At 36.3% G+C, this 14,783-nt stretch carries 13 protein-coding genes; 8 read left to right on the forward strand and 5 right to left on the reverse strand.

Annotation, left to right across the window (positions count from 1 at the left end):
* Nucleotides 1-49: 49 nt before the first annotated feature.
* From BUA03_RS12480 to BUA03_RS12500, 5 genes are all read left to right on the forward strand, one after another.
* A complete protein-coding gene (locus BUA03_RS12480; RefSeq protein WP_066082660.1) occupies nucleotides 50-1,015 on the forward strand; it encodes a KpsF/GutQ family sugar-phosphate isomerase in 966 nt (321 codons plus the stop codon).
* Nucleotides 1,015-1,830, forward strand: coding sequence for a twin-arginine translocase subunit TatC (gene tatC / locus BUA03_RS12485; RefSeq protein WP_066082637.1), 816 nt, complete (start codon nucleotides 1,015-1,017; stop codon nucleotides 1,828-1,830). The genes BUA03_RS12480 and tatC overlap by 1 nt, the downstream gene beginning before the upstream one ends.
* Nucleotides 1,823-2,176: a carboxymuconolactone decarboxylase family protein gene (locus BUA03_RS12490; RefSeq protein ID WP_066082638.1), complete on the forward strand. Its 354-nt coding sequence runs from the start codon at nucleotides 1,823-1,825 to the stop codon at nucleotides 2,174-2,176. The genes tatC and BUA03_RS12490 overlap by 8 nt, the downstream gene beginning before the upstream one ends.
* A 142-nt stretch (nucleotides 2,177-2,318) precedes the next feature.
* Nucleotides 2,319-3,059, forward strand: coding sequence for an LPS export ABC transporter ATP-binding protein (gene lptB / locus BUA03_RS12495; protein ID WP_066082639.1), 741 nt, complete (start codon nucleotides 2,319-2,321; stop codon nucleotides 3,057-3,059).
* A gap of 56 nt (nucleotides 3,060-3,115) precedes the next feature.
* Entirely contained in the window at nucleotides 3,116-3,352 is a 237-nt protein-coding gene (locus BUA03_RS12500; protein ID WP_066082640.1) for a DUF5808 domain-containing protein, read from the forward strand.
* Between the two features lie 9 nt (nucleotides 3,353-3,361).
* On the opposite strand, the gene BUA03_RS12505 is transcribed toward BUA03_RS12500, so the two are convergent.
* Together BUA03_RS12505 and BUA03_RS12510 are read right to left on the reverse strand one after the other, a co-directional pair.
* The gene (locus BUA03_RS12505; protein ID WP_066082641.1) at nucleotides 3,362-4,225 is read right to left on the reverse strand and encodes a glycoside hydrolase family 25 protein; all 864 of its coding nucleotides are present in this window, start codon (nucleotides 4,223-4,225) and stop codon (nucleotides 3,362-3,364) included.
* Nucleotides 4,226-4,234: 9 nt separating this feature from the next.
* On the reverse strand, nucleotides 4,235-4,951 hold the full coding sequence (locus BUA03_RS12510; RefSeq protein WP_066082642.1) for a CDP-alcohol phosphatidyltransferase family protein: 717 nt from the start codon (nucleotides 4,949-4,951) through the stop codon (nucleotides 4,235-4,237).
* Nucleotides 4,952-5,426: 475 nt separating this feature from the next.
* On the opposite strand from BUA03_RS12510, the gene BUA03_RS12515 reads away from it, so the two are divergent.
* Nucleotides 5,427-6,497, forward strand: coding sequence for a putative type IX sorting system protein PorV2 (locus BUA03_RS12515; protein ID WP_449403956.1), 1,071 nt, complete (start codon nucleotides 5,427-5,429; stop codon nucleotides 6,495-6,497).
* A 224-nt stretch (nucleotides 6,498-6,721) separates the two neighbouring features.
* Nucleotides 6,722-7,861 (forward strand): lipoprotein N-acyltransferase Lnb domain-containing protein, encoded by a 1,140-nt coding sequence (locus tag BUA03_RS12520; RefSeq protein WP_066082643.1) that lies wholly within the window; start codon nucleotides 6,722-6,724, stop codon nucleotides 7,859-7,861.
* Nucleotides 7,862-8,273: 412 nt separating this feature from the next.
* Here the strand turns inward: BUA03_RS12520 and BUA03_RS12525 are convergent, their stop codons facing one another.
* Nucleotides 8,274-9,668, reverse strand: a complete 1,395-nt coding sequence (locus tag BUA03_RS12525; protein WP_066082644.1) for an exopolysaccharide biosynthesis polyprenyl glycosylphosphotransferase — start codon at nucleotides 9,666-9,668, stop codon at nucleotides 8,274-8,276.
* 611 nt (nucleotides 9,669-10,279) lie between these two features.
* Here BUA03_RS12525 and BUA03_RS12535 point away from each other — a divergent pair.
* Complete coding sequence (locus BUA03_RS12535; RefSeq protein WP_066082646.1) at nucleotides 10,280-10,573, forward strand: hypothetical protein; 294 nt, start codon at nucleotides 10,280-10,282, stop codon at nucleotides 10,571-10,573.
* 178 nt (nucleotides 10,574-10,751) lie between these two features.
* Here BUA03_RS12535 and BUA03_RS12540 read toward each other — a convergent pair whose 3' ends face one another.
* The gene (locus BUA03_RS12540) at nucleotides 10,752-12,098 is read right to left on the reverse strand and encodes an O-antigen ligase family protein (protein WP_066082647.1); all 1,347 of its coding nucleotides are present in this window, start codon (nucleotides 12,096-12,098) and stop codon (nucleotides 10,752-10,754) included.
* On the reverse strand, nucleotides 12,095-13,174 hold the full coding sequence (locus BUA03_RS12545; protein WP_066082648.1) for a glycosyltransferase family 4 protein: 1,080 nt from the start codon (nucleotides 13,172-13,174) through the stop codon (nucleotides 12,095-12,097). The genes BUA03_RS12540 and BUA03_RS12545 overlap by 4 nt, the downstream gene beginning before the upstream one ends.
* Nucleotides 13,175-14,783: the final 1,609 nt, after the last annotated feature.

Consider the following 14,783-nt stretch of genomic DNA (forward strand, 5'->3'; position numbering starts at 1 on the left):
CCTAAAGGTACAAATTTCTTTTACACATACAAATTTTAATTATTCTGTTTTGATCACTAAAGAAAACATATTGGCCAGTGCCAAAAAAACCATCTTATCGGAAAGCCAATCCATAGCTAAACTAATTGATTTACTAGACAATAACTTCATTGAAGCCACACAAAAAATCTATAATTCAAAGGGGCGATTAGTCGTGACAGGAATAGGAAAAAGCGCAATCATAGCTCAAAAAATGGTCGCTTCCTTCAATTCTACTGGGACGCCATCCCTTTTTCTGCATGCTTCGGAAGCCATTCATGGAGATTTAGGCATGATTCAAAGCGAGGATGTTATCATTTGTATTTCAAAAAGTGGCAACAGTCCAGAAATAAAAGTTTTGGTTCCGCTTTTAAAACGATTTGGAAACACGCTGATTGCAATAACAGGCAACATGACCTCCTTCTTAGCTAAAGGTTCCGACTATATTTTAAATACTACTATCGATGCGGAATCTTGCCCGAACAACCTAGCGCCCACCAATAGCACTACGGCACAATTAGTCATGGGCGATGCGATTGCGGTATGCCTAATGGAAATGCGGGATTTTAAACCCGAAGATTTTGCGGTGTATCATCCTGGTGGTGCGTTAGGCAAAAAATTATTGCTCCGTGTAAAAGACATGTTAGAGCACAGCCTAAAACCTATGGTTACTCCAAACGCCTCTATAAAAAAGGTTATATTTGAAATTTCCGAAAAACGTCTTGGCGTAACTGCCGTAGTCGAAAATGACACAGTAATTGGTATTATTACTGATGGCGACATTCGAAGAATGCTAAACGACCGCGATACTTTTGCTGATTTAACGGCTCGAGATATTATGACCATAAACCCAAAAATGACTTCTTCCAATGCAATGGCAGTAGAAGCATTAAATATAATGGAAGATTTTTCCATTACTCAATTGGTAGTTGTTGACGATACGCACTACAAAGGCATACTGCATTTACACGATATTTTAAAAGAAGGAATAGTATAATGGCAAAAAAAAACTTAAACGAAATGTCGTTTTTAGATCATCTTGAAGAATTAAGATGGTTATTGGTTCGAAGTACAATTGCGATATTAATTTTGGCTACATTCACCTTTTTTGTGAGTGACTACATTTTTGATGTGATCATTTTTGGGCCCACCAATGCTAATTTTATCACCTACCGCTTTTTTTGTGATCTCTCCAATCAATTGGGCTTCGCCGAAACTATTTGCGTTACAGAAATGCCTTTTATCATTCAAAACACCAATATGGAAGGGCAAATCAATGTTTTGATTTGGACCTGTATAACGGCTGGATTCATTCTTGGATTTCCGTTTATACTGTGGGAAGTATGGAAATTCATAAGTCCCGCTTTATATGCATCAGAGAAAAAACACGCGAAACTATTTATTTTTTCGTCTTCCTTACTTTTCTTCATAGGCGTCTTGTTTGGGTACTATGTAATTGTGCCTATGTCTGTCAACTTTTTTGCAACATTTACTATCAGTGACGTCGTAAAGAACCAATTTAGTATTGATTCTTACATTGGACTCGTAAAAACCAGCGTGATTGCTTGCGGACTGTTTTTCGAATTGCCTATAATCATCTATTTCTTGACTAAACTTGGGCTGGTAACACCCGTTTTCTTGAGGAAATATTGGAAATACGCGGTAATCATCATTCTTATAGTCGCCGCTATAGTAACGCCACCGGATGTCGTGAGTCAGATAATAGTCACGATTCCAATGTTATTAATCTATGAAGCAAGTATCTTAATTTCAAAAATAGTAGTAAAAAATCAAAAAAAAATAAATGGCTGATATAATCGAAGAATTCAATGAATACCGTTCTAAAATGAACGAAAAATTACTAGCAGACAACAATAAAATTGTGAAACGAATTTTTAATTTGGATACCAATGCATACGCTGCTGGCGCACTAGATGTAAAAACTAAAGAGTTGCTAGGATTAGTCGCATCGGCAGTTTTAAGATGCGATGACTGTGTGAAATACCATTTGGAAACCAGCCATAAAGAAGGCGTTACCAAAGAAGAAATGATGGAAGCCATGGGAATCGCAACACTTGTAGGAGGAACTATTGTAGTACCTCATCTTAGAAGAGCCTATGAATTTTGGGAAGCCTTAGAAGAAATGGCTACCAAATAATTGTTAACAAGTGAAACCGTTTAATTGTTTATTCGTTTATTTGATCCATAAATAATGATACCATCAAAGGGTTAAACAATTAAGCGCTTCACCAATTAAACATTTAATCCGCTAACTTTTTCAACAAATAAACCATCAAACGATGAAATTAAGAGCCGAAAATCTAATCAAAACCTATAAAGGGCGCAGTGTTGTAAAAGGCATTTCGGTAGAGGTGAACCAAGGAGAAATCGTTGGACTCTTAGGTCCTAATGGTGCCGGAAAAACAACCTCTTTTTACATGATTGTGGGATTGGTTAAACCAAATTCAGGCAATATTTTTCTTGATGACTTGAACATCACCGATTATCCGATGTACAAAAGAGCACAGCAGGGAATTGGGTATTTAGCACAAGAAGCCTCTGTTTTCAGAAAGTTGAGTATCGAGGACAATATACTGAGCGTTTTGCAATTGACCAAACTTTCCAAAGCGGAACAAGAAGCAAAAATGGAAAGCCTGATTGATGAGTTTAGCTTGGAACACATTCGGACTAACCGTGGCGATTTGCTTTCTGGAGGAGAACGCCGTCGTACTGAAATTGCTCGTTGCCTAGCCACTGACCCTAAATTTATATTGCTGGATGAACCTTTTGCAGGTGTCGATCCAGTAGCGGTGGAAGACATTCAGCGTATTGTAGCGCAATTAAAAAACAAGAATATCGGAATTTTGATTACGGATCATAATGTTCAAGAAACCCTAGCCATTACCGATAAAACGTACCTTATGTTTGAAGGTGGAATCTTAAAAGCAGGGATTCCTGAAGAATTAGTAGAAGATGAAATGGTACGTCGCGTCTATCTTGGACAAAATTTTGAACTAAGAAAAAAGAAGCTCGAATTTTAAATTGGTAGTTTTATGTGTTTAGATCCTGGTTTTTAGTATCCAAATAATATAGCAAGATGTCATCATACCAAGAACCTTCAAAAGAAACTTCAGACCGATGGAAAAATGATCCCAAAAATTGGGTTTGGGGAATTTTCTATTATAATAAAGAAGATCCACGCATTTTACCTCCTAAGAAAGTAGCGGAAATGGGTTTTACCATCAACTTTGCAAATCCAAAATCAGTTTTGATTTTTTTAGCTGCTTTGGCTTTTTTTGCGATGGTAGTCTTTTTTATTTCGAATAAAAGGTAGATTAGAGCACTATTCTACTGTTATAAACTGCAATTGCTGTAAATCACCATTATAAATATTGACATCGACATTGCCTTTGATTCCGGGAATTGATGCTTTCTCCGTGAACTGCCAGAAAAGCCAATCCGTTCCTATTTCCTCTCTATAAAAGTTATAATTAGCAATCCAAAAAAGGTAATCGCTGAATTCTTCTTTTAAAAAATCATCATAATAGCGCTCTCCCGTATAAATAATAGGCTTTACACCGTAGTGCCATTCCACGGCTTTCAACCAGCGCTTCAGTCCTAATTTCAGATTGGCAATCGATTGGTTTTTTGGTAACTTTTCGATATCCAAAACAGGTGGCAAATCCCCTTTTTGAAGATGAACAGTAGTAATAAAGAGTTCGGCCTGTTCCAATGAATTCTCATTGGGACGGTAATAATGATAGGCTCCCCGAATCATTTTGTTTTCTTTGGCGCCAAGCCAATTCGTATCAAACTGACGGTCTTTGCGATCTTTACCTACCGTAGCACGAATAAATACAAAATGTATCGGATACTTTTTTTCTAATGTATCTACATAAGACCAACTGATTTTACCTTGGTATTCTGACACATCTATCCCAATACTTTTACCCTGGTGTTTTTCGAGAACCTGAAAATTACGGACATCAGAAATCCGTTTGTCTTCACTCTCGGCTCTACTGGTTTTGTCCGACTTAAACCCTAAATAATAGGCCAAACCATTTCGATAATGAAAACCGATACCGATTAACAATGCAATCGAAAAAGCAACAATCAAATAGCGTACAAGCTTCCCAGAGAAAACGGCTGCTTTCTTTTTTGGCTTACGTACCACCGTCGCTTTTCTTCGGACTGCTTGTTTTCTCATTTATAAAAGCTACTTTTTGAGTACTTTGTTATTCACCACGGACAAACAAACATAAAAAAGAATTAATAAAGGAATTCCTAAGTACTGAAAGAAAACTAACAATAAAAGGGACACCATTAAAAAGGCAAATTGAAGCGCATTTTCTTTGAAACTAAATTTCTTGATTTTCAAAGAAAACAAGGGGATTTCAGCATTCAACATGTAAGCACTCAAAAAGGTAAGTACCAACAAAAACCAAGGATTAGTCAAAAGCTCCACTATAATTAAGGAGTCGGTATATTTTAAAACTAAGGGCAGGCTTAAAATAAACAGCGCATTAGCCGGCGTGGGCAAGCCAATAAAAGAATCTGTTTGACGAGTATCAATATTAAAATTAGCCAAACGGTAGCAAGAGCCCAGCGCAATTATAAATCCCAAATAAGGAAAAAACTGCAAATGACCTGCCGCTGCAGTTGTCGCGTGACTGACCATCATTTGGAACATCACTAAACCTGGAACCACTCCGCTGGTTATCATATCTGCTAAGGAATCCAACTGCAATCCTAACGGACTGGAAACGTGGAATAATCGAGCAAAAAAGCCATCAAAAAAGTCTAAAAATATACCCAGACAAACAAAATAAAAAGCCATCTCAAAGTCTTCGTTAAAAGCAAACACCAAGGCGATACAGCCACAAAAAAGATTAAGTAAAGTAATTATATTCGGGATCTGCTTTTTAATATTCATCATAATGTAGTTTAAGGAACCAAAGTTGGCAAATTTAATATAATAAGTTGCGCGAAAGAACGTTTTTTACTGGAGATTTTTAACCTAAACGTTCCACACAAGCCTTTACAAGTTTTAAAAAACAAAAAAAGCCCTTTCCGTAAAAGATAAAAAGTAAGTGAGGCACCTTGATTTTATAGAATAAACATTCTTATTTTAAATCCTAGTTCAATGGAATGGTGGCTTCTAAAAAAGTTTTAATGGCATGCTTTACCCATCGCGCTTCTTCTTTTTGAAATGAAACGGCTCACAGATTAAAGGACTATAAATGCAGTCATCTAAAGGAGTATGCTATTTTAAAAAGTATTTTTCACCCCTTTATTTGAGGATTCTTATTTCATTGTTAGTTTATTTGGTAAAAGGAATAAATAACCTCATTAAAAAATTATATTTTTGATAAAAATTAAACAGACTTTCCATTTGTAAAATGATACCCTTGAAAAAAAGAATACTCTTAGCGCTACTTTTGGTCAGTGCGGTAACGTACAGTCAAGCCGTCAGGAAATACTCGAATGAGTTTATGAACATTGGCGTTGATGCCGCTGCATTGGGTATGTCCAATACCGTCGTGGCTTCTTCAAACGATGTCAATTCTGGCTATTGGAATCCCGCTGGGCTTACCCATCTGGAAGACCATCAGGCAGCTGTCATGCACGCAAATTACTTTGCTAACATCGCCCAATATGATTATTTGGCTTATGCCAGCCCAATTGATGATCGCAGTGCGTGGGGAATTTCGTTAATTCGGTTTGGGGTAGATGACATTTTAAATACCACCGAATTAATAGACAGTCAAGGCAATATCGATTATAACCGCATTAGTCTCTTTTCAACCGCTGATTACGGATTTACTTTTTCATATGCGAGAAAACTTCCTGTTCCTGGATTTCAATATGGTGTCAACGCCAAAGTGATTCGGCGCATTATTGGAAACTTTGCTAATTCTTGGGGATTTGGTTTTGATTTTGGACTGCAATTCGAAAAAAACAATTGGCAATTTGGATTGATGCTCCGCGATATCACAACAACGTATAATGTTTGGAATATAGATGAAGACGAATATGGGAAAATCGCGAATGCCATTCCCGGAGAAAATCAGGAACTACCAGAAAGCACCGAGATTACGGCTCCAAAAGCACAATTAGGAATCGCTAAGAAATTCATTATTCGGTACGATTATAGTATTTTGGCTGCAGCCAATATGAATATGCGTTTTACTAGAACTAATGATCTTCTTGCTACTGATTTTGTTAGCATCGATCCTGCATTGGGATTGGAATTTGGTTATACCGATTTGGTTTTCGTTCGTGCAGGCGTTGGAAATTTCCAAAACATACAGCAATTAGACAGCACTGAAAAGGTAGGTTTCCAACCCAATATTGGTTTGGGTTTTAAATACAAAGGCATACAAATAGATTATGCATTAACCGATTTAGGCAATCAAAGCGCGGCCTTGTATTCTAATATCTTTTCCGTAAAAGTTGATTTGGGACTGTTTAGAAACTAATTCACAAGCACCTTTGTAAGTAAAAAGCACTACTGTATCTTCTCCTATTTCCAGTACCTTGATTTGAAACCCGTGCGACACAATCGGTTTCCTGTATAACTTGAAAACTTTGTCTGTGTATTTTCTTTCTTTGAGTATCTTTGCATGAAAAACACCGATAGAACAGTGGTAATTTTAATTTCATAATAATAACCACTGACTTTTACCCTTTTAACTACCAACGAATGAACGCTTCTTTATTAAAAAAAATTACATTAGTAGTACTTCTTTTTTTCAGTATAAATTATAGTTTCGGACAAAATATCCAATTATCAGAAAACACAAAAGTCAGCGTAATTACCTGTGGAACGGGCAACGAATCGTACTCTCTTTTTGGACATACTGCCATTCGAGTTCAGGATTCGACCAGTTCCGTTGATGTAGTTTATAATTATGGCGCTTTTGACTTTAACACATCTAATTTTGTAATGAAATTTATAAAAGGAGACCTGCAATATTTTGCTGTAGCGCATTCCTTTCCTGATTTTATCAATCAGTATCAGTATGAAAAAAGATCCGTTTATGAACAGGAACTCAACATTGCGACTCCCTTAAAACAAAAACTGTTTGACAATTTAAATACCTCTTTAGCTTCGGGAGAGAGTCACTACACCTACAAATTTATTGACAAAAACTGTACTTCGATGGTCGTTGCAATCATAAATAAAACACTTGGAACTGCAGCTATTGTAAAAAATGCAGATACTGACATTACGTACAGAACCATATTGTATCCGTATTTTTACGGACATTTCTATGAAAAATTAGGAACTAGTATCATCTTTGGCAAAAAAGTAGATCAATTGGGAACGCAACTATTCTTGCCTTTTGAACTGCTAAAAAGCCTGAAAAAAGCTTCTTTTGAGAGCCATCTTTTAGCCCAAGAAAGCAAAACGATTATCGAGTTTAAAAATGAGGCGCCCTTTTCTTGGTGGAACAATCCCTACACGCACATCGTACTGCTTATGTTTATTATTTTCATAAAAAAGAAAAGCGTGACATTGTTCTACCTAAGCTTCATAGCGGTAATAGGGCTTTTCTTCACTTTTGTAGGGTTCTATTCGTCCCATCTCGAATTAGGATACAACTACAATATTTTATTGTTTAACCCTACTCTATTAGGTCTTCTTTATTTTTATTGGACAAAAAACAAAAAAGGAATCTATAGATTGGCTTTATTTAATTTGCTTACGCTACTAGTCTATTTCTTTTTGATCATCAACAAAGCCCATCTGATTTTGGTTTTACCCCTGGTCATTACAAGCGGTATACTTTTAGTCAAACTGGCGATTCAAAATAAAAAACGCATTCCCATTATAATTTAAGAAAATATGCTAATGATTTGCCATGTGCTTAATTGAGGCTACTTTTTAAACACGGTTAACTCCTTTTTAAGCTAAACCAAGGGTCTGAAAGTGTATAGATTTAGATGAAAGACTACACTTTTACGAAGTTGGATTCCGATCCATCAGCACACTTTATTCCTGATTCACCGATTACAAATGATGTTGAACGCTATAAACTGATGGCTTTTCTTTATAACAGGTAAAGCGCGAGATACGGAAAGTGCATCCTTTTAAACGCTATGGAAGACCAGTACATCTTGTTTTACTGTTTTCCCGACAACCTTTAGTAAGAAACTGTTTTCGATTGCACGAGAAGGCCTATCCCTCTAATTAACATCTTAACTAAAGATAAACCTAAGGCAACAACAAGTACTTTATGGTGTTGCTATTCTTATTGTCCCCTATAAAACAAAACCGTGGTTATGGTTTTAAAAGCAATATTTAAATCCAAGTAAATACTACGGTGCTTGATATAATACAAGTCATACTGTAGCTTAATCAAACTATCATTAATTGTTTCTCCGTACGAATAATTGACTTGTGCCCAACCAGTAAGCCCTGGTTTGATAATGTGCCTCGTTTCATAAAAAGGCATTATTTCAGCAATTTCTTTTACAAAAAAGGGACGTTCTGGACGCGGTCCTATGACTGCCATGTCTCCTTTTAAAATATTAATGAATTGAGGAAATTCATCGATGCGGGTTTTACGTAAAAACCGCCCAAAAACAGTCACGCGAGAATCATTTGTAGCGGTAAAAACAGCTCCATTGGTTTCGGCATTTTTCACCATCGTACGAAATTTCAAGATTTCAAAAACAATCCCATCTTTACCAACACGTTGCTGTGTATAAAATAAACGACCTCTATTTCCTATGGCATTGCCCACCAAAATAAGCGGAAAGAGGAACAGGCCTATAACCACACCTACCAGTGAAACGGCAATCTCAAAAAGGCGCGCAGTGAGCAAGTATAATTTATTTTGATTGCTTCGGCTGAAAGGGAAAAAGCGATAAAAATCCCGAGACATGTACTGTACTGGAATGCGCTGGGTCATACTCTCATACACCTGTGTATATTCACGGATGATATTTCCCGACTCTAGCAAATGCAATAATTGTTGGTATAAATCAGGTGTAATTCCTTCTGTTTTCTGTGAGGCAATCACAATTTCAGAAATCCCATTTTCTTTTACAAAAGAAAACAAATCATCTCTTCTGATGTGTTGTACATAATGATATTCTTCGATATCTTCTTCACTGGCATCGGTATTAACGAAGCCAATTATTTTATAATGGGGATCGATATTTTCCAATCCTAAAATTAACTCCTGCACTTGTTCTTGATCACAAATTAAAATGGCTTTTTGGAAAAATCGATGCGATGCCAAAAATGTAACATACAGCATGCGCCACGTAAATAAAGCCAGAAAGATGACGAGAAAAAACAATAGGATTTGAAGACGGTTGGAAGGCAACTGTGGCGAAAAAAAAGGTGTTAACAAATACACTAAAACAGTAGTAGAAACGGTGATAAGGGTACTTTTTAATACTTGAAATTGGTTGCTGGCCACTTGAAGATTGTACATTTCGAAAATAGTACCAAACACATTAATGTAGATTGCCAAAACGATTGTCCAGTAATAATTAGTGGCCGAAATCGCAAAATAGTCAAACGCAAATAAATTTCCGGTTACATATAAAGCCGTCAAAACGAACAGAACATCAAAAAGTCGAAGAATCATCTTTCGCTCTGATATTTCAAAATGCATTTTGTCAACTGAAAACATGGTAGGTCTTTACTTATGTGGGTGCAATTTAATGTTTTTGTCCCGAAGAAAATTTAAGATATGTTAAATTTTTTAACAAACTTAGCTTTTTAATGATGTAATTTCATTCTGTTCGAAAATGACCACGGAAATACCTTTCAAACAAGCCGTTTACTTTACTATGAGCTTGCTACTTTTAAACGATTTCTAGATTAAGTTATGATTCTAAAAGTAGTTCACTTTCTTTTTTGGCCCCAGCTTTAAAGGGAGAAAAAAAGAAAGAACACGTTCCATCGTTGCAGTATTTGATTGTTGGAAAACGGGATTAAGTATCTTTTTTTTTGGCCCCAGCCCTAAAGGGAGAAAAAAAGAACGAATACTTTTCGTTGTTACACGATTTAATGGTTGGGACAGAAGAGCAACTTTCTTTTTTTTGGCCCCAGCCCTAAAGGGAGAAAAAAAGAAAGAGACAGAATCTCGTTGCAGTATTTGATTGTTGGACAACGGGATTAAGTATCTTTTTTTTTGGCCCCAGCCCTAAAGGGAGAAAAAAAGAACGAATACTTTCTTTGTTACACGATTTAATGGTTGGGACAGAAGAGCAACTTTCTTTTTTTTGGCCCCAGCCCTAAATGGAGAAAAAAGAGCGAATACGTTTCTTTTTTACGCGATTTAATGGTTGGGACAGAAGAGCAACTTTCTTTTTTTTTGGCCCCAGCTTTAAAGGGAGAAAAAAAGAAAGAACACGTTCCATCGTTGCAGTATTTGATTGTTGGAAAACGAGATTAAGTATCTTTTTTTTTGGCCCCAGCCCTAAAGGGAGAAAAAAAGAACGAAAACTTTCTTGGTTACACGATTTAATGGTTGGAAAAGAAGAGCAACTTTCTTTTTTTTTTGGCCCCAGCCCTAAAGGGAGAAAAAAATAAAGAGACAGAATCTCGTTGCAGTATTTGATTGTTGGAAAACGGAATTAAGTATCTTTTTTTTTGGTCCCAGCGCTAAAGGGAGAAAAAAAGAAAGAGACAGAATCTCGTTTGGAGATGAACTTCAGCTGTGATTGCGCTTCCGTTATGGTTAAAATGGAACTTAAATACTAGTCTACTTTCAATTCGTAACCTTTTTTCTTACTGGAAATCCCAACTGCACATTTAGCAATGATAGCGAGTAAACGAAAGCAGGAGCGGCGGTACGCATGGCGGCATGATTGATCGTTAAAAACCAAAAGGCTACGAAACACAATAAAAACATGTTGAATTTGTTTTCTAAGTATAGCACCAAGGGCGTAAAAAACAAAATCAATAATCCTAGAATTCCTAGAGACCCATGTTCCGCAAGCATGCGGGTAATTTCATCATGGGATAATACTTGAACACCCGTTTCATCCTCTCGAACTTCAGCACCTTTGCCTACCCCAACACCAAAAACTGGATTCTTCAAAAAGGTATTAATCTCATTTTGAGCCACGTCTTCCCGACCTGTAAATTGGCTTTGTTTGACTCGTCCAGCTGCATCTTGATTAGAGTACCTTTTATTGATCAGACCTCCCGTTTGAAATGAAGTGTAGGCCCAAGTAACCATCAAAGCAAGTACGAGTGCTACAATAATATAATTCAATTTTACCCTTCCTCCAAAATTAGATTTAAAATATAAAAACACGACCAACAAAACAATCATTAGAAATCCCGTGACCATACCCCCTCTGGAAAAAGTCAACATCCCCCGATAGGTGATATTTAAAGCAATTATGAGATTGATTATAATTTGGAATTTTGATTTGGAATCCAATATTACTCTGGAGAAAAAGATAAACATCCCTAAACCTAAAATAGTTGCCACTTGATTGGGACCATAACCACCAGAGGTCTGGAAATTAGATTCTGTACCCGTAATCACCTCCTGAACATTAGGTGTGTAAAAAGTTAAATACACCATACAGGTAATAATCGGTAATCCCATACTGAGCAAAATCCTATTTATTTCTTCTAATGCAATTTTGCGCCGAAACGTGTAAAGCGACGCTAATCCTAAACAAACGGGACCCGATATATTAAACGCGATTGCTTTCCGAATGTCAGTATCAAAATTCAATACAAAAACACTGATAACCACACTGGGAACGAGCAACAACAAGAAGATCCAGTAGGGCGCTGCTCCTTTGGAAAAACCACTGTAATACATCCCTATTAAAATAAAGACCATCACCCCATATTTAGAAATCTCATACAAGGGATTTCCTCCGGTCATTCTCAAGAAAACTTCACTTCCTACGACATAAGCGGCTGCAATCAGTGCTTCGTTATTTCTATTTTGTTTCTTTATAATATAATAAACTCCAAAAATAAAAATAGAGTATCCGTAAATTTTTGCTGTAAAAGGCAGTAAAAAGCCCAATGCACCAATGATCAAATGGAAAAGAATTAAATAGAGATAGGATTGATCCTCTTTTTTCATTTACAAGAATTTTGCAACCAATTTATATACTGCTTCACGACAGCCTCTTTTGAATTATTTTTAACAACCGCCTCGTGGAGCGCCGCACCAAAATTACTCCTTAGCATCTCGTTTTGGATCAATTTCACTATGGAATCATAAAACAATTGAGACTGTTGCGCCCCAACAAGAAATCCATTTTTATCGTTTTCTACCAAAGACGCTATTTCTCCTACATTAGTTACTACCACCGGTTTCTTGTACCATCCATACTCTAACAGCGAAACGGGCAACCCTTCGGATTGAGAGGTAAGAATTCCAATAGCAGCTTGCTCTAAAATATTTCCCACATCTGGTTTGGTGCCGTAAAGAAACACATTTTTTTCTAAACCAAAAGCAATAATTAAATCCTTAATTTTTTGAGAATAGGCATCTTCAAAATCTTTTCCAACCAAATGAAATGTCCACTCAGGATGAGAAATTTTCAGCTTTTTGGCCACTTCCAGCACTAAAAAATGATCTTTCTGCACCCTTAAATTGGCTAAAGAAACAATCTGCTTTCGTGCTTTTCCTTTCAAAACAGTTTGTGCGGCAATGCTTTTTTCTATGGATGGAAAATTTGGAAGAAAAAGGACATTTCTAGCCCGTAATTTTTGTTCACTCCACTTTTTAAGATTTTGATTTACCGCTATTATTCCATTAAAAAAAGGAACTATTAGTCTTAATGCCAGTGTAGGTCTTTTAGATAAAAACTCACTATCCCCATAGTGATCGTGCCAAATTAATTGCACCGAAGGACAGGTTACTTTTAATAAAAATGCCAGAAAAAAAGAAGTACTGTGCGCATGAACAATTGTAATTTTATTTATATTTACATAGCTTCTCAATCTCATTAAGGCCTCAAAATCTATGGCTCGTTTTTTATTTAAAAATAAATAAGAAACCTTTTCTTCAATCTGATTTAGAAGTGGCCCTTCCTTTCGGGTTACTACCAACCCTGAAAAGTCAATTTGTTGTGTCAAAGTATTAGCATAGTGCACCGCCATGCGCTCCGAACCGCCCGCTTCTAAAGAATCTATGATTTGAATAATACGCATGTATCCTTGCCGTTTTTTAATTTAATCTAGTTGTTCTTTTACAACAAAAGGATTTTAAAGCAAAACTAAACCTTCCTTGCTAAAATAAATGCCGTACTTTAAAAATTGTATCGAAAACTTTATACCTAAAAGCACTTCTCGACACATTTTTGGCTTGAAGGGCCTATGTTTAATATGCAAAATTTATTACAAGCCAAAAACACTTGAAGAGACGTGTTTGGCGATGATTAGTGTCGTCTGTTTGAGTGGTTTTTAAAGCTGAACTAAGCTCGATTTATTTAACTAAACGCCTTTTACGCACGTCTGTTCGAGTGGTTTTTAAAGCGGAACTAAGCTTTCTTTTTAAAGTAAATGGCCTGCTTTAAAAATTGTATCGAGAACTGTTGTTGAAAAGCACTTCTCGATACATTTTTGGCTTGATGAGTTTGCGTTTTGTATGCAAAATTCATTACAAACCTAAAACACTCGAAGAGACGTGGAGGACAGGAATAGTGAGTAGTACTAAGCTCGATTTATTTAACTAAAACGCCTGTTACGCACGTCTGTTCGAGTGGTTTTTAAAGCTAAACTAGACTTGCTTTTTAAATAAAATGCCCTGCTTTAAAAATTGTATCGAGAACCTTTATAACTAAACGAACTTCTCGATACATTTTTGGCTTGATGAGTTTGCGTTTTGTATGCAAAATTCATTACAAGCCAAAAACACTCGAAGAGACGTGGAGGACAGGAATAGTAAGTAGTACTAAGCTCGATTTATTTAACTAAAACGCCTGTTACGCGCGTCTGTTCGAGTGGTTTTTAAAGCTAAACTAGACTTGCTTTTTAAATAAAATGCCCTGCTTTAAAAATTGTATCGAGAACCTTTATAACTAAACGAACTTCTCGATACATTTTTGGCTTGATGAGTTTGCGTTTAATTTGCAAAATCCATTACAAGCCAAAAACACTCGAAGAGACGTGGAGGACAGGAATAGTGAGTAGTACTAAGCTCGATTTATTTAACTAAAACGCCTATTATACACGTCTGTTCGAGTGGTTTTTAAAGCTGAACTAAGCTTTCTTTTTAAAGTAAATGGCCTGCTTTAAAAATTGTATCGAGAACTGTTGTTGAAAAGCACTTCTCGATACATTTTTGGCTTGATGAGTTTGCGTTTTGTATGCAAAATTCATTACAAGCCAAAAACACTCGAAGAGACGTATATGGTGATGATGACGGTCGTCTGTTCGAGTGGTTTTTAAAACTAAACTAAGCTCGATTTATTTAACTAAAACGCCTGTTACGCACTTCTGTTCGAGTGGTTTTTAAAGCTGAACTAAACTTGCTTTTTAAATTAAATGCCCTGCTTTAAAAATTGTATCGAGAACTGTTGTTGAAAAGCACTTCTCGATACATTTTTGGCTTGATGAGTTTTCGTTTGAAATGAAAATGCAGTACAAGCCAAAAACACTCACAGAGACGCGGAGTGTCAAATAGCTAGCAGGAATTCCGAACATTTACTTATCAAAATTCTTTTTTGCCAAATTAACTAATGCATCATAATCTCCGTTTATTACTGCTTCCTTTTTAACTCGCGACCACTTTTTGATTTGCTTTTCTTTATCTATTGCT

The sequence above is a fragment of the Flavobacterium fryxellicola genome (assembly GCF_900143245.1).
Classification (GTDB): Bacteria; Bacteroidota; Bacteroidia; order Flavobacteriales; family Flavobacteriaceae; genus Flavobacterium; species Flavobacterium fryxellicola.